General features: G+C 72.6%; 16 protein-coding genes. 8 read left to right on the top strand and 8 right to left on the bottom strand.

Annotated features, from left to right (window positions below; all coding sequences use genetic code 11):
• Positions 1-106: 106 nt before the first annotated feature.
• Positions 107-3,592: a carboxylic acid reductase gene (gene car, locus SCWH03_RS04485; RefSeq protein WP_308788856.1), complete on the bottom strand. Its 3,486-nt coding sequence runs from the start codon at positions 3,590-3,592 to the stop codon at positions 107-109.
• Positions 3,593-4,278: 686 nt separating this feature from the next.
• Between car and SCWH03_RS04490 the strand changes: the two genes are divergently transcribed.
• Positions 4,279-5,028 (top strand): ScbR family autoregulator-binding transcription factor, encoded by a 750-nt coding sequence (locus tag SCWH03_RS04490; RefSeq protein ID WP_173262101.1) that lies wholly within the window; start codon positions 4,279-4,281, stop codon positions 5,026-5,028.
• Positions 5,029-5,149: 121 nt separating this feature from the next.
• On the opposite strand, the gene SCWH03_RS04495 is transcribed toward SCWH03_RS04490, so the two are convergent.
• Entirely contained in the window at positions 5,150-5,962 is an 813-nt protein-coding gene (locus tag SCWH03_RS04495; protein WP_173262104.1) for an aminotransferase class IV family protein, read from the bottom strand.
• A 59-nt stretch (positions 5,963-6,021) separates the two neighbouring features.
• Positions 6,022-6,675 carry a TetR/AcrR family transcriptional regulator gene (locus SCWH03_RS04500; RefSeq protein ID WP_173262106.1) on the bottom strand — a complete coding sequence of 218 codons (654 nt, stop codon included), beginning with the start codon at positions 6,673-6,675 and terminating at the stop codon, positions 6,022-6,024.
• A 197-nt stretch (positions 6,676-6,872) separates the two neighbouring features.
• Here SCWH03_RS04500 and SCWH03_RS04505 point away from each other — a divergent pair, with 197 nt between their 5' ends.
• The 6 genes from SCWH03_RS04505 (at position 6,873) to SCWH03_RS04530 (ending at position 16,046) form a co-directional block, all read left to right on the top strand.
• A complete protein-coding gene (locus SCWH03_RS04505) occupies positions 6,873-8,369 on the top strand; it encodes an MFS transporter (RefSeq protein ID WP_173262109.1) in 1,497 nt (498 codons plus the stop codon).
• 844 nt (positions 8,370-9,213) lie between these two features.
• Positions 9,214-10,332 carry an IS701 family transposase gene (locus SCWH03_RS04510; RefSeq protein WP_443098654.1) on the top strand — a complete coding sequence of 373 codons (1,119 nt, stop codon included), beginning with the start codon at positions 9,214-9,216 and terminating at the stop codon, positions 10,330-10,332.
• A 172-nt stretch (positions 10,333-10,504) separates the two neighbouring features.
• On the top strand, positions 10,505-11,719 hold the full coding sequence (locus SCWH03_RS04515) for an IS701 family transposase (RefSeq protein WP_254076557.1): 1,215 nt from the start codon (positions 10,505-10,507) through the stop codon (positions 11,717-11,719).
• A 482-nt stretch (positions 11,720-12,201) separates the two neighbouring features.
• The gene (locus SCWH03_RS04520; RefSeq protein ID WP_173262115.1) at positions 12,202-13,404 is read left to right on the top strand and encodes a 3-deoxy-7-phosphoheptulonate synthase; all 1,203 of its coding nucleotides are present in this window, start codon (positions 12,202-12,204) and stop codon (positions 13,402-13,404) included.
• A 72-nt stretch (positions 13,405-13,476) separates the two neighbouring features.
• Positions 13,477-14,142 (top strand): isochorismatase family protein, encoded by a 666-nt coding sequence (locus SCWH03_RS04525; RefSeq protein ID WP_173262118.1) that lies wholly within the window; start codon positions 13,477-13,479, stop codon positions 14,140-14,142.
• Entirely contained in the window at positions 14,139-16,046 is a 1,908-nt protein-coding gene (locus tag SCWH03_RS04530; protein WP_173262121.1) for an anthranilate synthase family protein, read from the top strand. Before SCWH03_RS04525 ends, SCWH03_RS04530 begins: the two co-directional genes overlap by 4 nt.
• 154 nt (positions 16,047-16,200) lie before the next feature.
• Here the strand turns inward: SCWH03_RS04530 and SCWH03_RS04535 are convergent, their stop codons facing one another.
• From SCWH03_RS04535 to SCWH03_RS04545, 3 genes are all read right to left on the bottom strand, one after another.
• Positions 16,201-17,721 carry an aminopeptidase P family protein gene (locus SCWH03_RS04535; protein ID WP_173262124.1) on the bottom strand — a complete coding sequence of 507 codons (1,521 nt, stop codon included), beginning with the start codon at positions 17,719-17,721 and terminating at the stop codon, positions 16,201-16,203.
• 166 nt (positions 17,722-17,887) lie between these two features.
• On the bottom strand, positions 17,888-18,322 hold the full coding sequence (locus tag SCWH03_RS04540) for a YjbQ family protein (RefSeq protein ID WP_173262127.1): 435 nt from the start codon (positions 18,320-18,322) through the stop codon (positions 17,888-17,890).
• A gap of 184 nt (positions 18,323-18,506) precedes the next feature.
• Positions 18,507-20,336: an ABC transporter ATP-binding protein gene (locus SCWH03_RS04545; RefSeq protein WP_173262130.1), complete on the bottom strand. Its 1,830-nt coding sequence runs from the start codon at positions 20,334-20,336 to the stop codon at positions 18,507-18,509.
• A gap of 95 nt (positions 20,337-20,431) precedes the next feature.
• Here SCWH03_RS04545 and SCWH03_RS04550 point away from each other — a divergent pair, with 95 nt between their 5' ends.
• The gene (locus SCWH03_RS04550; protein ID WP_173262133.1) at positions 20,432-20,896 is read left to right on the top strand and encodes a MarR family winged helix-turn-helix transcriptional regulator; all 465 of its coding nucleotides are present in this window, start codon (positions 20,432-20,434) and stop codon (positions 20,894-20,896) included.
• 217 nt (positions 20,897-21,113) lie between these two features.
• On the opposite strand, the gene SCWH03_RS04555 is transcribed toward SCWH03_RS04550, so the two are convergent.
• On the bottom strand, positions 21,114-21,617 hold the full coding sequence (locus SCWH03_RS04555) for a tetratricopeptide repeat protein (RefSeq protein ID WP_173262136.1): 504 nt from the start codon (positions 21,615-21,617) through the stop codon (positions 21,114-21,116).
• Between the two features lie 115 nt (positions 21,618-21,732).
• Complete coding sequence (locus SCWH03_RS04560) at positions 21,733-22,524, bottom strand: metal-dependent hydrolase (RefSeq protein WP_173262139.1); 792 nt, start codon at positions 22,522-22,524, stop codon at positions 21,733-21,735.
• Positions 22,525-22,626: the final 102 nt, after the last annotated feature.

The raw sequence follows: 22,626 nt of genomic DNA on the forward strand, positions 1-22,626 counted from the left end.
GGTGGCGGCCGGCCGAGGTGCACGCGGAGGTCCGCGCGCGAGGCGGCACGTACGTCGTCGGCCGCCCCTGGGACCGGGGCGGCCCTCCCGGCGGTACGGGCACGACTCACGGCAGAGTCCCCGCCCCGGCGGGCCGGGGACCCGTCAGATCGGCCGCGTACTTCGCGACAAGCTCGCGAGTGAGGCCCGGAATATCCGCATGGCCACTGATTCTCCCGGCCCGGACCGCGGCGCGGAAGCGCTTCGACGGGATGACCGATCCGTGCACCGGTGCCTCGGGTTCCTTGAAGCCGTGCAGGATGGGCAGCGCCGTGTACTGCCGCTGCGCCTGGGGCAGGGCGCGCATCGCCGACTCGAACCTCCCGTACCAGTCCGTGTAGTCCTCGACCCGCTCGATGCGGTGGCCCGCCTCTTCGAGCCAGTCGGCGAACGTGTCGAGGGAGATGCCGTCGTCGTTCGGATTCACCAGGCTGAAGGTCCGGTGGCCGCTCTCCGCTCCGGTGCCGCCGCCCAGGGCGGCGACGGCCGCGGCGGTGAAGTCGACGGGCAGCCCGTCGTAGTGGGCGCGGGCGCCGTCGCCACGGTAGAAGGTGCGCGGTGCGATCCCGGTGGCGAGCACGCTGAACAGCAGGCGGCTGAACATGTCGGGGACGTTGAGCTGCCCCCCGTACCGGCTGTGCGCCAGGATCATGTTGGAGCGGAACGTCGTGACGGGCAGTCCGCACAGGTCGTGCGCCTCGCGCAGCAGTACCTCGCCGGCCCACTTGCTGGTCGCGTATCCGCCGGCGTAGCCGCCGTCGACCCCCAGCTCCGGTATGGCCGTGCGGACGTCGGAGTCCTCGTCGAGGGCCGGACGGTCCGGGCGGGCGGTCGCGACGGCGACGCTGGAGATGTAGGTGAACCGCTTCATCCGGCGGCTCAGGGCCAGCCGGATCAGCTCGGCGGTACCGACGACATTGGCCTCGAACAGCTCCGGGTACGGCAGGACGTGGTTGACCAGCGCACCCGCGTGGACGATCAGGTCGACCTCGCCGGCCAGCCGGTCCCAGGCGGCCTCGTCCAGGCCGAGCCGCGGCTCCGCCATGTCGCCGGCCAGCACGTCCAGACGGCCCGCGGCGAGCTCCCCGTACATGCGGACCAGCTCCGGGTCGCCGCTGTCGAAGGCCGCGTCCAGGCGACGCCGGGCCGCGGCGGCGTCCTTGCCCCGCACCAGGGCGACCAGCCGGCCGCCTGCCGGAGCCAGCTTCTCCAGCCACTCCAGGGCGAGGAACCGGCCGAGGTAACCGCTCGCGCCGGTGAGGAGCACCGTCCGGGGATCACCCGTCGCGCGGGGCAGCGCCCGTGCGTCGACGAGGGTGCCCGCATCGATGAACTTGTCGAGGGTGAGGTCCTTGGCCCGTACTTCGATGGCGTCCGTGCCGTGCACCGTGTCGAAGGTGGGCCGCTCGCCGGACCGGCCGCGCCGGGTCTCGATGTGCTCGGCGAGGTGGCGCAGGTCGTACGCGGGGCTGATGACCATGTCGACCGGGACGCGGACGCCGAAGGTCTCCTGGAGTAGGCCGGAGAAGGACACCGCGGAGAGCGAGTCGCCGCCCAGGTCGCGGAAGTGGGCGTCCGGGCCCACCCGGGCACCCGATCCGGCGAGCAGGGCCCGTGCGGCGCGCAGCACCGTCTCCAGCACCGGCCGGTCGCCGCCCGCGCGGCGGATCTCCCGCAGCTCCTCGTCCTCGCGGTCGGCGATCTCGGTGTAGAGCCGTTCCAGCCGCGGTCCGTACCGCTCCACCAGGCGGGGCCACAGCAGCTTGCGGTGGTCCGAGAGCAGCCCGTTGGCCTGGCTGAACGGCTCGGTCTCGATCAGCACGTCGCGGGGTATCTCGTACGAGTTGAGCCCGGCCTCCTTGGCCAGCTCCTGGAACGAACCGCTCAGCCGCCGCTTCAGGCCGGGCTCGTCCGCGCCGTACTCGCGCAGCGCGTCGGGGGTGGGGACGACCACGGCGAGAAGATGGGAGCGTTCGCTGTTGCCGTACACGAAGACCTGCCGGACCATCGGGCCCGCGGCGAAGATCGCCTCCAGCCGGGACGTGGCGACGAACTCGCCCTGGGACAGCTTCAGGACGTTGCTGCGGCGGTCCACGATGGCGATCCGGTCCGGTGCCAGCTGCGCGACGATGTCGCCGGTCCTGTAGTAGCCGTCCTCGTCGAGGAGTTCCGCCGTCAGCTCCGGCTGCTTGTAGTAGCCGGGGATGACGGCGTCCGTCTTCAGCAGGAGTTCGCCGCGCGGGTGGGGGGTGTCGGTGCGGAAGTAGCCGAGTTCGGGCACGTCGGCGAGCTTGTGGTCGATGACCGGCGGGCGGAGCAGCATCCCGTCGACGGAGACCCCGGCGGCCTCGGTGGAACCGTAGACGTTGTGGAGTTCCAGGCCCAGCAGGGACTCGGTGAAGGCGGTCAGTTCGGCGGACAGGGGCGCGGAGCTGCAGCTGGCCCAGGTGACCCGGCCGCCCAGCACGTTCTCCCGGATGTCGGCGCGCGCCTCGGCCTCGGCCGCCTCACGCTCGGCGCCCGCGGCGACGCGCCGGTCGGCCTCGCTCCGGAACCGCTGGTGCAGCATCGCGCACACCCGGGGCACCAGGGAGAGTTCGGTGGGCCGGGCCAGCGCGATGTCCTCGAAGAACGTCGACAGATCGCTGCTCGCCGTGAAGTAGCTGGTGCCGCCGCGCACCAGGGTGGCCTTCAGCGAGGAATGCCCGGCGACATGGCTCATCGGCATGTAGTGGAAGGTGACCGCGTAGGTCTCGTCGAACAGCTTGGCCCAGGCGCCGCCCCACATCGCGCCGGCCAGCCGCTCGGTGTACATGGCGCCCTTGGGCACACCGGTGCTTCCGGAGGTGTAGATGAGCATCGCCAGCGGGTCCTCCCCGTCCGGCGCCGCGTGCAGAGGGGGCGAGGGCAGGCCGGCGCCCCGCTCGGCGACGTCGGCGAGGGTGTCCACCAGCACGCCCGGGCGTGCGCCGGCCAGCCGGGCGCGTGCCGCGGACAACCTCTCGCGGTGGTCGTCGGCCTCCGGGTGGTAGTCGAAGACCACCAGCCGCCGCACCGCGTCGCTGTCGCGTACCAGGTCGACGGCCGCCTCCAGCCGTTCCAGGCTCGCGGTCACGGTGAACGGCCCGGTCTCCGCGACGATCGCCCTCAGCTGCCCGGGCGAGGCGCTGGTCTGCAACGGCACGGCGACGGCACCGAGATGGATACAGGCAAGGTCGATCGTCGTGTAGTCGCGGCTGGTGAAGCCGAGCAGGGCGACGCGCTCGCCGGCCCGCAGCGGACGGTCAGGGTGATGGTGCCACTCACCGGCCACGGCCCTGACCCGGGCCCACAGGTCGCGGTAGCTGGTCGTCTCGTAGGCGGGCCGCAGCCGGGTCACGGTCCGGCCCGTCTCGGGGTCGCGGACGAACTCCTTCATCCGTTCGCCGATGGCGGGTCGGTCCGCGTAGCGCTCCATGACGGATGCCACCACTTGCGCAAGTCGCATTCTGGATCTCCGCGTCGCATGATTGGCCGGCTGCCGGGAGGGCGATCCGGGACGTCCGGTGCGCATCCCTGCGGTGCCGGGTGGCGCACGGCGGCCCGCGGACCGCCGTGCGCGGACCGGCTTCCCGTGCCGGTTCCAGCTCGTCACCCGATGCTAGGCACGGGTGAACGGGCCCCCGGCGAAACGAACGGCGATCTGTCAGGTCTCCGCGAGGATCCGTCAGGTCGGCCCGAGGGCAGGCCGGGGCGGAGGCCGGCCCGAGCAGCCCGGCCATCGGGGCGCGGAGATCCTGCGCCCGGAGGCTGCGCGGTATCCGCCGCGGGGCGCCGTCCGGCAGGTCCCTCGGGCGCGCCGGGACTCGGTGAGCGGGGAGAGGCCGGGAGGAGGACCGGCCTGATCCGGCCCCGGCCGGCCGGGGCCGGGGTGCCGCGAACGCGGGAAACGCGCCGGGCGGGGCCGCTGCAGCGCACAGTCCGGGAGCCGGGCGGCAGCCGGACCGGGGCGATCCGTGACCCAGCGGTACTCGCCGGGACCGCCGCGGCGCTCGAACCGTGTGGTGGCGATCCCGGCAGGCGCCATATCCCGCCAGGCGCGGTAGCGGACCGTTCATCCCGCGTTGTCCGCGTGGTAGTTGTGGAACCGGTGGCCGGACGCGGACGTGCGCCCGCGACTCCGCCCGGGCCAGGCGCCCCGCACGTCCGCGTCCGGCCACCTCTGCTCACCCCCCTCCCCCTCCCGGAGTGCGCATCGTCATGCAGGACCGTGCCGCGAAGACACGCCGACAACTGATCCGAGCCGCAGCCGAGGCCTTCGACCGGGCCGGGTTCGCGGGTTCCTCCATCTGGCAGATCTGCGCCCTGGCCGGGGTCAGCCAGGGCGCCCTGCACTTCCACTTCGGAAACAAGCAGGGCCTCGGCGGGGCGGTCGAGGCGACCGCGGCCGGCATCCTGCGCTGCGTCACGGCACCGGATCCCGCCCGGCACCCCTCGCCGCTCCAGCTGCTTGTGGACACCTCGCACGCACTGGCCTCGCGGATCGCCTGCGACCAGGTGCTCCGCGCCGGTTTCGGCCTCGCGCACGACCCGGCGTGGAGCGGCGAGACCAGCCTTTGGCTGCTGTGGCGGGACTGGGTGCGCGGACTGCTCACGGTCGCCCGGCAGGAGGGCGGCCTGGCTCCGCGCATCGACCTCGACGACGCCGTTTCGGCCGTCACCGCGATGATGGCCGGCGTGGAGGGCCTGGGGCGGGACCGCGGGTACGGCGGCCCGTCCACGCGGTCGGTCACCCCCTTCTGGCGCCTGGTGCTGCCGCAGCTGTCGGCGGAGTCCTTGCGCGGCCGGATCGACGCGGCGGGCAGCCGCAGCGCCGGGCCCGGCGAACCGCCGCTCGGGGAGTGGCCGTTCGACGACCGGCCGGCGCCCGACGCCTGCGGTGCTCCGTCCGTGTGGGGGGTGTGCTCGGTGCCCGGCGGCGAGCTGAGCGGTTCGGGCTCGCAGGCCTGAGGAACTCCGGCGGGGCGGGCGCGGGGACCGGTCGGCCATGATGTCCCGGCCCGAGGCTCTGGCCGCTCTGCGCCCCGGCCGGGGGCGTGGCCCCCTGCACTTCGGCCGGCGCACCGGCCTCCTACACCTCGGCCGGCGTCTCGGCCTCGTACGCCCGGTGCAGCAGCCGCAGGAAGTCCGGGGCGTCCGGCAGGGTTGCGGTGCCGAGCCGGCGGACGGGGATGCCCGGGGTCCAGGAGTTCATGACGGCGGCACCCCCGAGGCCGGGGAGGTCCGCGGTTCGGATCTCCCGGAGGCGCTGGGCGACGCCGAGGCGGTCCAGTTGGCGGCGGACGACGCCCATGGTGACTCCGCCGAGCATGCCGGCGGCGGGCCACACCACCGCGGACCCGTCCCAGAAGGCGAGGTTCCAGATGGACGCCTCGCTCAGCCGGCCGCGGCGGTCGGCGAAGGCGGCGTCGTCGTATCCCCGGACGACGGCCTGCCGCAGGAAGTACGTCTTCGCCGGCTCCCCGACGTGCTTCACCGACGGCAGGAAGCGCTCGTGCTCCACCACCGCGAGCGCCAGCGGTCCCGGGGGGCCGGACACCGGCGGGGCCGTGCGGACGAGCAGTGCGGGCTCCTCGTCGGCGGCGGCCGCGGTGAACTCACCGGACGTCGGGTAGACGGTCGCCGTCAGTGAGCAGTCCGCGGGGGCCTCGTCCAGTGCGGCGCGCAGCCAGAGCCGCACCCGGTCGTCGGGCAGAGCCCGGCCGAACAGTTCGGCCGAGCCGTACCGCAGGCGCTCGAGATGCAGATCGAGGCCGCGCACCCGACCGTCGCGGACCTGCATTGCGGTGAAGTGGGCGTATCCGGAGAAGGCGAGCGGGGTCAGGTCGGCGGCGGTGGCCTGGCGTCCGTTGCGCCGTGCGCTCATCGCATGCGTGGTCGTCATACCGTGCCAAACGACCCGGCCACCGGTCGGACACCCGAGTCCCGGACGCCGGGGTTCGGTCAAGGGCGGGTGAAGGTGGCGAAGCGGCGGGCGGAACCGGTCCCGGCGCGGGGCGCCCCGGCCCGCTCGGCCCGCTGCTCCATACCGTCGAGGAGGATCTCCAGGCCGAGTTCGAAGTCCTCCTCGGTCGCCCTCAGCGGGGACTGCTCCGCCTTGTCCCCGCCGGGCAGCAACTGCTGCGAGACGTGCTGGATGCACACGCCCTGCACATACGACCACACCGCGATGGAGAAGGACCGCGCCAGGTCGGGGTCGTCGGTGAGGCCGACGAGGGCGTCCTCCATCCAGTCCAGGCACGAGGTGTCCGAGAAGTGCCGGGCGGAGCTTGAGGTGACCAGCGCCCAGGGGTGGGCGCGGTACACCTCCCAGTCCAGGCGGGCCGCGAGCCGCATCGCCTCCCGCCAGTCCGAAGGGGCGGGTTCGGGATAGGGGTGCTCCTCGCAAGCCGCCCGGGTGATCGCGGTGAGCAGCGCGTCCTTGTTCGCGACATGCCGGTAGAGCGACATGACGCCCGAATCCAGCTCGGTTGCGAGGCGCCGCATCGAGAGGGCGCCGACACCCTCGGCGTCGGCGACCCGCATGGCGGCCGCCACGATCGCGCTCCGTGACAGGCCCGGTGAACTCACGTGCCTGCCTTGTGTCTTGATGGCCATGAGGTAGTATACCCAGCAGCTTGCGTACGCCGTACGCATGGAATTCGCATACAGCGTACGCACTCCCGCGCGAAAATCCCGCCGAACTCGTCGCGTACGATGCACGCACCCTGTTGCGTACAGCGTACGCGACGTCATGAGCGTACGCCGCAAGCGCAGTTGACATTTCTCGCACCTTCTCGTGAAAGGACGCCCCCGTGGCTTCCCTCGACTTAGTCGCGGAACGTGCCGACCGACGGGCCTGGCTCGGTCTCGTCATCGTGCTCGGACCCGTCGCACTCGTCGCGATGGACGGCTCCGTGCTCTATCTCGCGATGCCGAGCATCACGTCGGCGATCACGCCGAGTACCGATCAGGCACTGTGGATCCTGGACATCTACGGTTTCGCGGTCTCGTCGCTGCTCATCGCCTTCGGCAACCTCGGCGACCGGTACGGTCGGCTCAAGTTTCTGCTGACCGGCGCGATCGTGTTCGGCCTGGGCTCGGTCGGCGCCGCGTTCTCGCCCAACCCCGAAGCGCTCATCGCCTGCCGCGCGCTGATGGGGCTCGGCGGCGCAACGCTGCTGCCGTCCGGTCTGGCGATCATCAGCAACCTGTTCCCCAACCCGCGTCAACGCTCCCAGGCCATCGGCATCTTCGCGGCGACCTTCGCCGCCGGGTTCGCCGTCGGGCCGGTGCTCGGCGGACTGCTGCTGAGCCGGTTCGACTGGGGTTCGGTCTTCCTCATCAACATCCCCGTCGTCGTGCTGTTCCTCGCCTTCGCGCCGGTGCTGCTGAAGGAGGTCCGCACCACCAATCCCGGCCGGGTCGACGCGCTCAGCGTGGTGCTGTCCGCGGTCGGCATCCTGCTGGCCGTCTACGCGGTCAAGACGGCGGCCGCGGAGGGGTTCTCCGCGACGCAGGCCGCCACCGGCCTCCTCGGTCTCGCGATCCTGGTGTGGTTCGTACGGCGGCAGCTGACCCTGGAATACCCACTGCTCGACCTGAGGCTGTTCAAGGACCACGTGTTCACCGTGGCGATCCTCACCGGTCTGCTGTCGCTGGTCGCGTGGGCGGCCGCCGGCTATCTCACCGGCGTCTACCTGCAGTCGGTCCTCGGGTACAGCGTCCTCGCGGCGGCCCTGCTGGTGCTCCCGGGCGCAGCGGTCCTCACCGCCGCGTGCATCGGCGCCCCCGGTGTCGTCGAGCGGATCGGGATGCGCTCGGCGCTGATCGCCTCGCACTTCTTCATGGGTGCCGGCTTGCTGATTCTGCTGCTGACGACCACCGAGCACGGGGTGGCCGCGTTCATCGCCTCCTCCGTCGTCACCGGCGTCGGCTACGGATTCTCCTTCAGCCTCGTGGCGGACACGGCCGTAGCGGCGGTGCCCGCGGAACGCGCCGGGTCGGCCGCGTCGCTCGCCGAGATGAGCAACGAGCTGGGCAACGCGCTGGGCATCTCGCTGCTCGGCTCGCTCGCGGCGCTGCTGTTCCGGCTCACCGGACCCGGTGCGGCGGGCACTCTCGACGAGACACTGGACATCTCGGGCATCGCCTCCGGCACCATCGCAGAGGCCAAGGACGCCTTCGTCACCGGTATGCACGGGGCCGTCGGCGTCGCCAGCCTGCTCTGCCTGGGCCTCGGGTTCCTGGCCCTGCGCTGGGTGCCCAAGGAGCGGAAGGCCGAGGCCGAGGAGGCCGCGGTCACCCCATAGGCAACCCGGAGTCGAGACGGACCAGCGGACCCGCCCTGCGAGAGGCGGTCCGCCGGTCCGCCGCGTCGGGCGGCCGCGCCGCCGCGAAGGCCCGGCCGCGCGGCCGGACGGTCCAGCGCCCGGCAGACGGGGCCCCCTCCGGGTGAGCGCCTGCCCCGGGCAACGGCGGAGCGGACCGGAGCCGGGGCGGCGGCAGCGGCAGCGGCAGCGGCAGCGGCAGCGGCAGCGCGGTATTCCCTCCGCGCCGGTGGATCTATGATCACCCGATCTCCGATGTCGCGTACCCGATCTCCGCACTGTTTCGGTCAAGATCATGTGTGTACACGGAGGCGGGCGGCAGACCCGGCCGGGACCGCCGTCGACGGGACGGCAGGAGCGGGCTGAGGACCGTCCGATCCCCGGTGGACGAGCGCGGCGCCAGGGCCACGGAGCCCCGGACCTCGAGGGCCCGGGGGACGACCGCAGGGCGGAGGGTCCTCCTCGTACCCGGTGCGTTCGGAGTGCTCGACAGCGCGGCTGGGTGCCGCAGCCTTCGTCCTACGCCCGACGGGGACTGCGGTGACCGGCCCCGACCCACGCGGGACACTCATCCTGCACCGCGCGGCCGGCGGAGTGACGCCGCCCGCCCACCGGCCGCCCTGGCCGCCCCTCCCGGTGCGAGACCCGGCCGCCACCGCACGACTGGCGCGAATGTGCGGTCGTCGCGCGCGTGCCCCGTATAAAGAAACAGACCGTCAGTCCTTTTTCGACGGCACGGGGGGCAGCATTGGGGAGCAGTCCGGAACAGGAGCCCGGCGGCGCGGCGGGCGAGGGGCCGACCGCAGCGGGCGAGGGCTTCGAGAGGATCCGTCCGTCCGCGACGGCGGCCCTCGACGCGGAAGTCTGCCGACGGCTGTTCGGCTCGCTGCACCGCAACAGCCAGCGGGTGAAGGCCGAGCAGTATGTGCGGGGCCTGCTCACCGTACGGGGCCGCAAGACGCTGCACAGCCTCGCGGCCCAGTTCGACGGGGTGGCGGCGCCGCAGAATGCGCATCACTTCATCAGCGCCTCGCCCTGGGAGTGGATGCCGATCCGGCACGCCGTGGCCCGGCAGGCGCAGCGCACCCTCGCTCCGGAGGCCTGGGTGATCGGAGCCACGCTGATCCCCAAGTCCGGTCCCCACTCCGTCGGATCCGACCCCCAGGTCACCGCCCTGGGCACGGTGAACGGCCAGCAGGCGGTGGGCACCTGGCTGGTGTCGGAGCGGTCGGCGGTGCCGGTGGACTGGCAGTTGCGGCTTTCCGCGCGCTGGACGGCCGATCCACTGCGGCGGCGGGCCGGAGTGCCCGCGGAGGCCGCGCTCGGCACGGTCGAGGAGTGCGTCCGGCGCGCCGTCTCCGGGCTCACGGACATGGCCGAGGTGGCGGGGCTGCCGGTGGTCGTGGACGTCGCGGAGGCGGACGGCGCCGCGGCCGCGCGTTTCCTGGCGTCCACGGGGCTGCCGTTCGTGGTGCGGGTCGGCCCGGCGGCTCCGGCGCGGATCGACCGGTCGGAGCTGCCGAACTACGGTGACCGGCTGCGGAGCGCCGGAGAGCTGGCCGAGTCCCTGCCGCAGCTGCGGCAGTGGGTCAACTCCGGCGACGGTGGCACCACGGCACTCGCGGTGCCGGTGCTGATCTCACCGGCACGGCGGAACGCGATGACGCTGCTCGCCGAATGGCACCCGGGCCGGCACGGCGACCGGCGGCTGTGGCTGACCAGCCTTGGCGCCGCAGCAATCGCGGCGGCGCTGCGGCTGACCCGACTGCCCGGCGTCGTGGCCCGGGACTTCGCCGAGATATCCGAGGCCGTCGGTCTGCGGGATTTCGCGGGCCGGTCGTTCCCCGGCTGGCACCGGCACATCACGCTGGCCTCCGCGGCCCATCTGGTCGCCGCCTGGGCGCGGGGCGGCGCCCGAACGCGGCCCGCAGGTGATCCGAAGTGAAGCCACCCACATATACGGGACTACCGTTCGGTAACTTGACACTCTCACTCGGCCGGTGATGGATCACACGGCGCCCTGCCCCTTACTCTCGGGCCTGGCCCCACCCGGTCACGCCAAGTGACCATCCGTCAGAGGCGCCACAGCACGCGTTGGAACGGTAGTTAGGAGTTTCATGCTCTGCCTCCATCTGCGTCCCACTACCGCAGCACGAGGGGAACCCTCCACTCCCCTTCCCTCCGGCTCCCAGGACGCCCTACTCGCCGAGATCTCCTCGATCCTCTTCGCCTCGCTGTCGCGCAGCGACCAGTGCAGAAAAGCCATGCAGTACCTGAGGGGCCTGCTGGAGACACCGGGCCGCAAGTCCATACGCAACATCGCCGCGCTGCTCGGCGACCAGGTCTCGGAACAGAACCTCCACCACTTCATCTCGTCCTCGACCTGGGCCTGGAAGCCCATCCGCCAGGCACTCGCCCGCCACTGGATCGACGTCGCCCCGCCGCGGGCCTGGGTGGTCCAGCCGGTCATCATCCCCAAGACCGGACGGCATTCGGTCGGTGTGGACAAGCACTTCTTCCCCACCCTCGGCCAGGTTCTCAACGCCCAGCGTGCGATCGGCGTGTGGGCCGCCTCCGACGACATGAGCGCCCCGGTCAACTGGCGGCTTCATCTGCCCCAGACCTGGCTCACGGACAAGCTGCGGCGCAGCCAGGTGTCCATTCCGGACGGGGCCGTCGTGGAGACGCTGAGCGAATGCGTGGTCGAGGCCTGCCAGGAGGTGGTGACCCGCTGGCGGCTGCCGGTCAGACCGCTCGTGCTCGACTCCTGCGAAGTGCACGCCGTCCCCATCTTCGTGCGGCTCAACGCCGCCGGTCTGCCGCTGCTGGTGAGCGTGTGCGAGGACCAGCCGCTGACCGTCACCGACCCGGCCATGCCCCACTCGGACCGGGGGCCCCTGACCGCCGAACAGATCATGCTGATGGCCAGGGGCATGCGCCGGCCGGTGGTGGCCGGAGGCCGCGGAAGCGGCACGGCGCCGAGCACCCACTGGGCCGCCGCCGTCCGGGTGGCCGGTCTCCCGAACCCGCCCGGGCCGCCCTCGGAGCCGGGCGAGGTGCTGCTGCTCGGCGTGGGCGACGAGGACGGGCACTGGCCCGCCAAACTGTGGCTGACCAACCTCACCACCGCGCCGGCGGCCTCCCTGGTGCGGCTGAGCAAGCTGGCCGACCGGGTCGACCGGGACTTCGCGGGGATCGCCGACCGGGTGGGTATCCGCGACTACTCCGGGCGGTCCTTCAGCGGCTGGCACCGCCATGTCACTCTCGCCTCGGCCGCGCACGCGGTCGTCGCCCTCGCCCAGAACACGGTGCACCACTGCGACGCTCAGTGAAACACCGCTGAGTGTCCGCTCCGCCGGGACCGGCGGGCAGCGCCCTCACCGGGCCTCGCCCGCCGGTCCTTTCACATGAGCCGGTTTCACATGAGCCGGTCCTCTCGCAGGACGGCTCCCTCTCTCACGCACAGGCCCTCTCGTATGGACGGGCCTTTCGCCTGCACGGGCCCTTTCGTCCGCACGATGCGTCCCGCCTTCGCCGTTCCTTTTGCGAGCGGCGATCTGACGCATCGTCGGCCACTTGACGGATTTCCCGTCATCTGACGAATCCTGCGTCACCTGACGAACCCCGTGTCACCTGACGGATCAGCGCCCATCTTGTTGGTGGCGCCGGGGAACCCGTCGGACGATCGGTGAGCCGCACAGGGAATCGCGAAATTCGGCCACCTTTTCGGAATCCCCCATTCCCGCCCTCTGCCGTCTGTTCCCTCTTTTGCGCCCTGCACCGCCTTACCGGTTCTTGTGATGGGAGAAAACCAGTGGACAACGCCCTGCTCGATATGCGGTATGAACAGGCGTTGCACCAGCCACCCTGGGAGGACGAGGCGGAGGTGCTGCGGGTGCGCAAGGAACTCACCGCGCTGCCCGCACTCGTCGCCGCCGAGGACGTGAGCTCCCTGCGATCCATGCTCGCCCGGGTGGCCGCGGGCGAGGCCCATATCGTGCAGGCGGGCGACTGCGCGGAGGACACCGCCGAGTGCACCCCCGGTCACGTCGCACGCAAGGCGGGCCTGCTGAACATGCTCGCTGGGGCACTGCAGATGGACACCACCCGGCCGGTGGTACGCGTCGGCCGGATAGCCGGGCAGTTCGGCAAGCCCCGGTCCCACCCCACCGAGCGTGTCGGAAGCCTCGAACTGCCGGTCTACCGAGGCCACATGGTCAACAGCCCCGAGCCCACCCCCGAGTCGCGCCGCCCCGACCCCCGGCGGCTGCTCACCGGCTACCGGTCCGCCCGGGACGCCATGGGGTACCTCGGCTGGCCCGGCGCCCACCGGCAGGCCCGTATCGGGGCGCCTGTGTGGACCAGTCACGAGGCGCTGCTGCTGGACTACGAGGTACCGATGCTGCGCCGGCAGCCGGACGGCCGGCTGCTGCTCACGTCCACTCACTGGCCGTGGGTCGGGGAGCGCACCCGGCAGCTCGACGGCGCCCATGTCGCCCTGCTCGCCGAGGTCGTGAACCCGGTGGCCTGCAAGGTCGGTCCCGGGATGACCGTCGACGAGGTACTGGCCCTGTGCGAACGGCTCGACCCCCGCCGCGAAGAGGGCAGGCTCACGCTGATCACGCGGATGGGCGCGGAGGCGATCGCCGAGCGGCTGCCCCCGCTGGTGGCCGCCGTACGCGCCGCCGGGTTCCCGGTGGTCTGGCTGACCGATCCGATGCACGCCAACACCGTCAGCACACCGGACGGCCTCAAGTCCCGGTTCCTGGAGACGATCCTTCGCGAGGTGGACGGATTCCGGTACGCGGTCGCCGCGGCGGGCGGGGCCGCGGGTGGGCTGCACCTGGAGACCACTCCCGACGACGTCACCGAATGCGTCCGGGACGACTCCGAGATCGGCCTTGTCGGCACCCGCTACACCACCTGCTGCGACCCGCGCCTCAACCCGGCCCAGGCCCTGTCGGTGGTCTCGGCCTGGTGGACGACCGACCGCCGCACCCGCCCGGCGGCGGCGTAGGAGGCACGCACGGCCCCGCGCACACGGCCCCCCCGTACGCCCACAGCCCTTCGCACTGAGGAGAGAACAGTCATGGCGGGCATCCCCCCCATCGAACCGTATCCGCTGCCGTCGGCCGACGACCTGCCCGGGAACACCGCACGGTGGTGCGCCCACCCGGACCGTGCGGTGCTGCTGCTCCACGACATGCAGCGCTACTTTCTGCGCCCGCTGCCCGCGGCCCTGCGCGACCCGCTGGTACGCAACGCCGCGCGCCTGCGCGAGGGGGCCGCTGCGGCCGGTGTGCCGGTGGCGTACACCGCGCAGCCCGGCGGCATGACCGACGAGCAGCGCGGTCTGCTCCTGGACTTCTGGGGTCCGGGCATGCGCGTCGACCCGGCGGACCGGAACGTCGCCGAGCCGCTGTCACCGGGGCCTGGCGACCGGGTGTTCACCAAGTGGCGCTACAGCGCCTTCTTCCGCTCCGGCCTGCTGGACTGGATGCGCGAGCTGGGGCGCGACCAGCTGATCGTGTGCGGGGTGTACGCCCACGTCGGCGTCCTGATGACGGCGGTCGAGGCCTTCACCCACGACATCCGGCCGTTCCTCGTTGCGGACGCGGTCGCGGACTTCTCCGCCGAGTACCACCGGATGGCCGTCGAGTACGCCGCGCAGCGGTGCGCCATGGTCACCAGTACCCGTACCGTCCTCGCCGAACTGGGGACCACCACCGCCGCACCAGCCGGAGCCGTCGCATGACCGTGCCCGCCGACCTGCTCACCCGGGTGCTGGCCCCGCACCCGCCCGCCTTCGCCCTGCTGCACCGCCCGGAGTCGGGCGACCCGGGCACCGTGGACTTGCTCCTCGGCGAGATCACCACACCGGCGTCCCTCGCCGAACTGCCGCTGCCCGAACAGGCGCCGGCCGCCGGCGGCCCCCGGCACGAACTGCTCACGCTCATCCCCTACCGGCAGATCACCGAGCGAGGCTTCGCCGCCCCCGACGACGGCGAGCCGCTGATCGCGATGACCGTCACCGAGCAGTCCCCGCTGCCGCTCGGCGAGGTGCTGTCCCGGCTCCCGGATGTGCCGATCGACCTCTCCGGCGGCCACTTCGATGTGGACGACGCAACGTACGCCGCCACGGTCCGCAGGATCATCGCCGACGAGATCGGTACCGGTGAGGGGGCGAACTTCGTCCTCAAGCGCTCCTTCGTCGCCGACATCGCCGACTGCACCCCGCACAGCGCGCTCTCGTTCTTCCGCCGACTGCTGCGCGGCGAGTCCGGTGCGTACTGGACGTTCGTCGTCCACACCGGCGACCGCACCTTCGTGGGAGCCACCCCGGAGCGGCACATCAGCCTGTCGGGCCGTACGGCCGTGATGAATCCGATCAGCGGAACCTACCGCTACCCCGCCACCGGACCGGCCCTGCCCGAAGTGCTCCGCTTCCTGGCCGACCGCAAGGAGGCCGACGAACTGAACATGGTCGTCGACGAAGAGCTGAAGATGATGGCCGGCATCTGCGACACCGGCGGCCGGGTGGTGGGCCCGTACCTGAAGGAGATGGCGCGGCTCGCCCACACCGAGTACGTCATCGAGGGCCGCAGTACCCGCGACCCTCGGGAGATCCTGCACGCGTCGATGTTCGCGCCCACCGTCACCGGCAGCCCGCTGGAGAGCGCCTGCCGGGTGATCAGCCGCTACGAGCCCGCGGGCCGCGGCTACTACAGCGGCGTGGCCGCCCTCATCGGCCACGACGAACGGGGCCGCCGTGCCCTGGACTCGTCCATCCTGATCCGCACCGCCGACATCGACACCACGGGCCGGGTGAGCATCGGCGTCGGAGCCACCCTCGTCCGCCACTCCGACCCGGAATCCGAGGTCGCCGAGACACGGGCCAAGGCGGCCGGGCTGCTCGCGGCGCTCCGGCCGGACGGCCCGGGGGCGCACCAGGCGCCCGCCGCCGTGCGTTTCGGCGACCACCCGGACGTGCGGGCCGCCCTGGAGCGGCGCAACGCCACCCTGGCCGGTTTCTGGCTGGCCGACGACAGCGGGGAAACACGGCCCTCGGCTCTTGCGGGGCAGCGGGTGCTGGTGGTAGACGCCGAGGACGCCTTCACGTCCATGATCGGCCACCAGTTGCGTGTGCTGGGGCTGGAGGTGGCGATCCGCCGCTTCGACGAACCGTATTCCTTCGACGGCCACGACCTCGTCGTCATGGGCCCCGGGCCCGGCGATCCGCGCGAGACGGAGCATCCGAAGATCGCCCATCTGCGGTCCGCGATCGACACCCTGCTCGCGGAGCGGCGGCCGTTCCTCGCAGTGTGCCTCAGCCATCAGGTGCTGAGCCGACGGCTCGGCTTCGAGCTGGTCCGCCGGGACGTACCCCACCAGGGCGTGCAGCGGGAGATCGACCTCTTCGGCGCCCGGGAGCGCGTCGGCTTCTACAACACGTTCGCCGCGCACAGCACCGAGGACAAGGCCGACCGCGAGGGTGTGGGCCTGATCGAGGTGAGCCGCGACCCGGGGACCAGTGAGGTGCACGCTCTGCGAGGCCCGCACTTCGCCTCCTTGCAGTTCCACGCCGAGTCGGTGCTCACCGAGGACGGCGTACGGCTCGTCGGCGGCCTGATGAGCGAGGTTCTGGGCGTCCGGCGGTGAACCGTGCGGGCCGGCCGCCCGCCCGCGGACAGGGCGGGGCGTCGCGCCCGCCCGACGGCCGGCCGCGCGGTCCCGGAGGGGGCCACCGCCCGGACGTGCCCCTGGCGGACCCCATCCGCAGGCGCACGGCCGGTGCGGGGCGTGCGCCGGGCCGCTACCGCGGGCTCCGGTCTCCTGCCGCATCCGACACCCGCGCCATCCACTCCTCCACTTCACGGGAAGCGCTCGGCATCGCGGCGGACAGGTTCTCGCAGCCGTCCCCGGTCACCAGCACGTCGTCCTCGATGCGCACCCCGATGCCGCGGAACTCCTCCGGTGCGAGCAGGTCGTCCGCCTTGAAGTACAGGCCCGGCTCGACGGTGAGGACCATGCCCGGCTGCAGCTCGCCGTCCATGTAGTCCTCGCGCAGCAGCAGCTGGCAGTCGTGCACGTCCATGCCCAGGTGGTGGGAGGTCCCGTGGACCATCCAGCGGCGGTGCCAGCCCCCGTGCTCCGGATCGAGGGTCCGCTCCGGCGTGACCCCGTCGGGCAGCAGCCCCCACTCGTGCAGGCGGCGTGCGATGACCTCGTTCGCCGCGGCGTGGACGTCGCTGAACCTGTTGCCGGGCCGCACCGCCGCCATCCCGGCCTGCTGCGCCTCGTGGACCGTGTCGTAGATCCTGCGCTGCACATCGGTGAAGCGGCCGTTCACCGGCAGGGTGCGGGTGATATCGGCGGTGAACAGGGAGTCGACCTCGATCCCCGCGTCGATGAGGATCAGGTCGCCGTCCCGGACCTCGCCGCTGTTCCTCGTCCAGTGGATGGTGTTGGCGTGGTCACCGGACGCGCAGATGGACTCGTATCCGACGCCGTTGCCCCGGTGCCGGGCATGGAGGCCGAACATCCCCTCGACCCACCGCTCGCCGCGCCCCTTGCGCACGGCCTCCGGCAGGGTGGCGATGATCGCCTCGAACCCCTGGTGGGTGGCGGCGATCGCCTTGCGCATCTCGCCGACCTCCCAGTCGTCCTTGACGATCCGCATCCCCGACAGGTGGCGGGCCAGTTCCTCGTCGGCCTCCTCCTGCTGCTCCGCGGACAGCGGCGTGCCCGCCTGGGCGCGGGTGGTGTCCACCAGCCCGGCGAGCAGCGGATCGGCCGAACGGACCACGCGCAGCCGGACGGCGGCATCGTCCTTGGCCAGGTCGTCGGCGAGGGAGTCGATAGGGCGGGCGGTCAGACCGAGTTGCGACTCGACATCGGCGACGGCGGGCCGGGCCCCGACCCAGAACTCCCCGTACCGGGAGTCGGTGGAGAACTCCTCGGAGTCCCGCGGGGCCGGCGGCCGGAAGTACAGGACGGCGTGGTGGCCGCCCTCGGGGCCGGGATGCAGCACCAGAACGCTGTCGGGCTCGGCGTGTGCGCCGAGCCCGGACAGGTGGGCGAAAGCCGTGTGCGGACGGAAGGTGTAGTCGGTGTCGTTACTGCGCACCTTCAGGCCGCCGCCGGGGATGACGAGCCGCTCGCCGGGGAACCGCAGGGACAGGGCCGCCCGCCTGCGGGCGGCGTGGTCGGCGACCTCGGCACGGGGGGTGGGCGACCGCTCGCCGGCCGCCCACCCGGAGGCCATGAACTCGCGGAACGCGGTGCTGGTGGGAGTGCCGCGGTGGCCGGCCTTCGGTTGGTCCTCGCTCGTCATGCCGGCCATCCTGTCAGACCGGCCAACCGCCCGGGCCCCTTGTGGACAACTGCGGACCCCTGCGGGCGGTCGGGTACGGCGGACCTTCGCAAAGGGGCGCCGGGGCCATGGTGCCGGTCGAAGCGGAGGGGGAGGGGAGGCCCGAGATCGGGCCCGCGCTCCCCCGTCAACCGCTACCCGGCCCGAGGAACGACAGGCGGACCTGACGCTCAGGATTGCCCCTGTTGGTGTCGACCAGGCAGACCGACTGCCAGCCGCCGAGTTGCAGGCTTCCGCCGACGACCGGCAGGGTGGCGTGGGGCGGCACCAGCGCGGGAAGGACGTGGTCGCGGCCGTGGCCAGGCCTGTCGTGGCGGTGCTGGTAGCGGTCGTCCGCGGGGAGCAGCACATGCAGCGTGGAGAGCAGGTCGTCGTCGCTGCCCGCGCCGGTCTCGATCAGCGCGATGCCCGCGGTGGTGTGGGGCACGAACACATGAAGCAGACCGTCACGGCCGCCGGCGGCTTCCGCGAGGAACTTCTCGCAGGCCAGGGTCAGATCGGTCACGGTCTCCGCCGTGCCGGTGGTGAGGTCGAGAACACGGGTGGTGAAGGCTTCGGGCATACCCCCATACTCCCTCCGCGTCCGCAAGATCGCGCGTTCGGTTCCGGGCCACCGTCGACGTGCCGGCGTGGACCGGCCGTCGACCGGGTCCCCCGGCCGGCGCGCCCCCTTGCACGGCCGGTGACGGATCACTCCGTGCGGCGGCCGGGCGGCATCGTCCCGGGCCGGAAGGCTCTCTCCCGGCTCAGGTCACGGCCGGCGCCAACCGGCCGCTCCTGCGCACCAGGGCCGCATAGCGCCCGTTGCGCTCGATGAGTTCCCCGTGTGTCCCGCGCTCGGCGATCCGGCCCCGCTCGAGGACGACGATCTGGTCGGCGTCCCGCACGGTGGAGAGCCGGTGGGCGATGGTGATCGTCGTGCGCCCGGCGGAGAGCGCCTCCACGGCGCGCTGCACGGCGAGCTCCGTGCGGGTGTCGAGCGCGCTGGTGGCCTCGTCCAGGATGAGCACCGGCGGGTCGCGGAGGATCGTGCGGGCGATGGCGAGCCGCTGCTTCTCTCCCCCGGAGAAGCGGTATCCCCGCTCGCCCACCAGCGTGTCGTAGCCGTCGGGCAGCGAGGCGATGTGGTCGTGGATCTGCGCGGCCCGCGCCGCCGCCTCGACCTCGCCGTCGGTCGCGTCCGGTTTGGCGAACCGCAGGTTGTCGGCGACCGAGGCGTGGAAGAGGTACGTCTCCTGGGAGACGACGCCCACGGCCCGGGAGAGGCTGTCGAAGGCGAGGTCGCGGACGTCGACGCCGTCGAGGGTGACCCGGCCTTCGGTGACGTCGTAGAGCCGGGGCACGAGATAGCTGAGGGTGGACTTCCCGGAGCCGGTCGCTCCCACCACGGCGAGACTGCTGCCCGCCGGGACGGTGATCCCGATGTCCTGGAGGGTCGGCCCGCTCCCGGCGTCGTAGCGGAAGCCGACGCTCTCGAACCGGACCTCCCCGGCGACTTCGTCCAGCCGGACCGGGTCGTCCGGCTCGGTGATGTCCACTCGCAGGTCCAGATACTCGAAGATCCGCTGGAACAGGGCGAGCGACGTCTGGATCTGGACGCCCGTGGACAGCAGGCTCACGGCCGGACGGAACAGTCCCTGCTGCAGCGAGACGAAGGCGACGAGGGTGCCGATCGAGATCGCGGACCCGCCGGACGCCAGGGTCAGCCCCGCCGCCCAGTACAGAACGGCGGGCATCGCGGCCATGACGATACCGATGACGGCCATCCGCCACCGCCCGGCCATGCTGGAGCGGACTTCCAGGCCGACGAGCCGCTCCGACTCCTCGGCGAAGGACCGGGTGAGCGAGTCGGCCCGGCCCATCGTGCGGCCGAGCAGGATGCCGCTGACCGACAGCGACTCGGTGACCGTCGCGGCCATGGCAGCCATCTGCTTCTGCCGCCGGGTGGTGATGGCCTTGCGCTCGCGGCCGACCCGGCGGCTGATCCAGACGAACACGGGCAGCAGCACCAGCGAGACGGCGGTGAGCCGCCAGTCGAGCGCGAGCATCGCGACGACGGTGGCGACCACGGCCGTGGCGTTGGAGACCAGGGAGGTCGCCGTGGACGTGACGGTGGCCTGCATGCCGCCGATGTCGTTGGCGATACGGGACTGGACCTCGCCGGTACGCGTCCGGGTGAAGAACGCGAGCGGCATCCGCTGGAGCCGGCCGTACACGCCGGTGCGCAGGTCGTGCATCACCCGCTGGCCGACCGTGGTCGATATCAGGGTCTGCAGCACGCCGAGGACACCGGTGGTCACGGCGGCGGCGATCATCCCGAGGGCGAGCAGCGCCAGCAGGCCCGTGCGGCCCTGCGGGATCGCGGTGTCGAGGATCTCGCGCAGCAGGAAGGGCGAGGCGACGGTGACCAGCGACGAGGCTGCCACGAGCAGCCCGACCGCGGCGAGCCGTGCACGGTAGGGCCGGAAGAGCCGGAGAATGCGCCGTACCTGGGCGGGCTGGGCGGGCTGGGCGGAGCGCGCGGGGTCGAGCGGGCGGTCGGGAGGTGTCCAGGAAGGACCGTCGTGGTCGCGCATGGGCTCCCTCAGCGGGTCGGGGACCGGACAGCTCGAAGAGCGTAGCTCATTATTACCTATGTCCATCATGAGCGTCGTCCTGATATCGTCCGGGCATGACCACTCCGGGCCCCGCCACGGACGCGGACGGCGTGCTCGCCGAGCAGCTGCTGCGGCTGACGCGCCGGCTGCACCGCGTGCAGCGGCAGCATCTGCAGCCGGTCGGTATCACTCCCGCCCAGGCCCGGCTGCTGCGCGTCGTCGCCCAGTACGACACGGCCCCGCGGATGGCCGATCTGGCCGCCCGTCTGGAAGTCGTTCCCCGGGCGGTCACCACGCTGGTCGACGGGCTGGAGGGAGCCGGCCGCGTCCGCCGGGTTCCCGATCCGGCGAACCGCCGGGTGGTGCGCGTCGAGCTCACCGGTCCCGGGCGCTCCACGCTAAGGGAGTTGCGCGGCGCCCGCCGCGCCGCCGCCGACGACATCCTGGCGCCGCTGACCACCGAGCAGCGCGAGGCGCTGGGGGTGCTGCTGTCGGCGCTCATCGACGGGGGGACGGGGGCGGCCCGCCGGGAGCCGTGACGGCGCCTGTCCGTCCCGTCCCGGAGGTCGGAACGTGCGGCGCGTGCAGGGAAGGCGGCGCGTGCAGGGAAGGCGGCGCAGGGCGGCTCGCGCGCGTCCGCGTCCCGGCACGGCTCGCACACGGCTGCGGGCGGGCGAGGGGGCGCCCGGCGTTCCCCCCAGCCGATCGCCGGGACGCATGTCGCCGTCGCCTCCGGTGAGCCCCCGCAGACGGGGGCTAGAGCACTCCGTCGAGATCGTCGGCGTAGTGGTCGATCGCCCGCCGGTAGGCCTGCACCCGCTGATCGCTGCTGGTGGCCGCCAGCACCTTCAGCAACGTCCGCACAGCTTCCCGGCCTTCCCCGGTGCTGTACAGGGCCATGGCCAGGAAGGCCTGCAGGGCCGGATCGAGCGGGAACTCCTCCAGGCCGCGACGCAGCGTGCGCAGCGACTGCTCGGCACGGCCGAGCACGCGATACGTGCTCCCCAGCCCCAGGAACGCCCCGTGCCGGTCCTCCTCCACCAGCCCCGGACCGCTCAACGAGCGTTCGTAGAACGGGACGGCCTCCTCCTCGAGGCCGAGCACATCATGCACCCACGCGGCCTGGTAGGCGATTTCGACATCCTGCGGATACTGCTCGGCCAGCGCCACCAAGCGCTCGCGAGCCTCGACGGTCTGCCCGTGCTCGCGCAGCCGTACCGCCCGCGCAAGCGCCGCATCCCGCTCCTGGTCCCTGTTCATGGCGCCCCACGCTGGCACAACGCGACGCGGCGGGCAAACCGTCGCTCCCGGCAGCCGGCCGGTGGGCCGCTCGCCGCGCGTGACCGGCAGCGACGCTCCCCGTCCGCGCCGGCGCTCAGATGAAGTTCAGGGCCGCCGCCGCCCCCACTCCCCCGAGCAGCATGAACGCCGGCATGAGGACCTTCAGCTCGACCCAGCTGCCGGCCCGGAAGCGCATTCCCCTGGGCGGCCCCACGGGGTACCAGCGCTTGTTGCCGACGGGTATGGGCCACAGTACGGGGCAGCCCGAGACCGTGAGCGCATCCCCGATGTCGTGCACCAGGGCGCCGAGCACGACGGGAAGCCCCAGCCACAGGTACTCCTGGCCGGGCCCGGTGAAGAGCCATCCGGCGCCGCCGCCCGGCTCGTCGAGGAGGCCGGCCAGGATCCAGGCGCTCGTCGCCCCGAGCAGCCACACCAGGACGTCGCTGGACACCCGGGCGGCCCGCCAGAGCAGGCCCTCGACGGCGAGCACCAGGTGGACGAAGAGGACGGCGAGGACCGCCCATCGCCCTCCGGTCGTCGCCAGCAGCGAGGTGCCGCCGCCGATCAGCACCGCCCACAGCCAGGTGTGGGTGAGCGTGCGGTGACCGCCGGTCCGGCGCTTGTCCCCCGGCTTCCTGGTCGCCTGGTAGACCGCGGACGAGAGCTTGTCGACGACTTCGCACAGGCCGCGGGAGAACGGCCCGAAGGCGCGGGAGATCGTCGCCGCCTTGTGGTCGAGGTCCGGCGCGAGCGCGGCGCCCGCGCAGACCAGCGCACCCACGACCAGGACGGGCCAGGGCATCGGATGGCCCAGCCCGGCCGCCACCGCCCCCGCCCCCAGCCAGGCAGCCGCCCCGGACAGGGAGTGCGCCGGTCCCATCATGCTCGTTCCCGCCCCATCTGCCGTTGTCCGCCGGGCCTGTTCGGCCCAAGCGCCCTTGCCCCGGGCACCGTTGGCACCCGAGCGCCGGTGGCCCGCGCCGCG

Source organism: Streptomyces pacificus (assembly GCF_011766325.1).
GTDB lineage: Bacteria > Actinomycetota > Actinomycetes > Streptomycetales > Streptomycetaceae > Streptomyces > Streptomyces pacificus.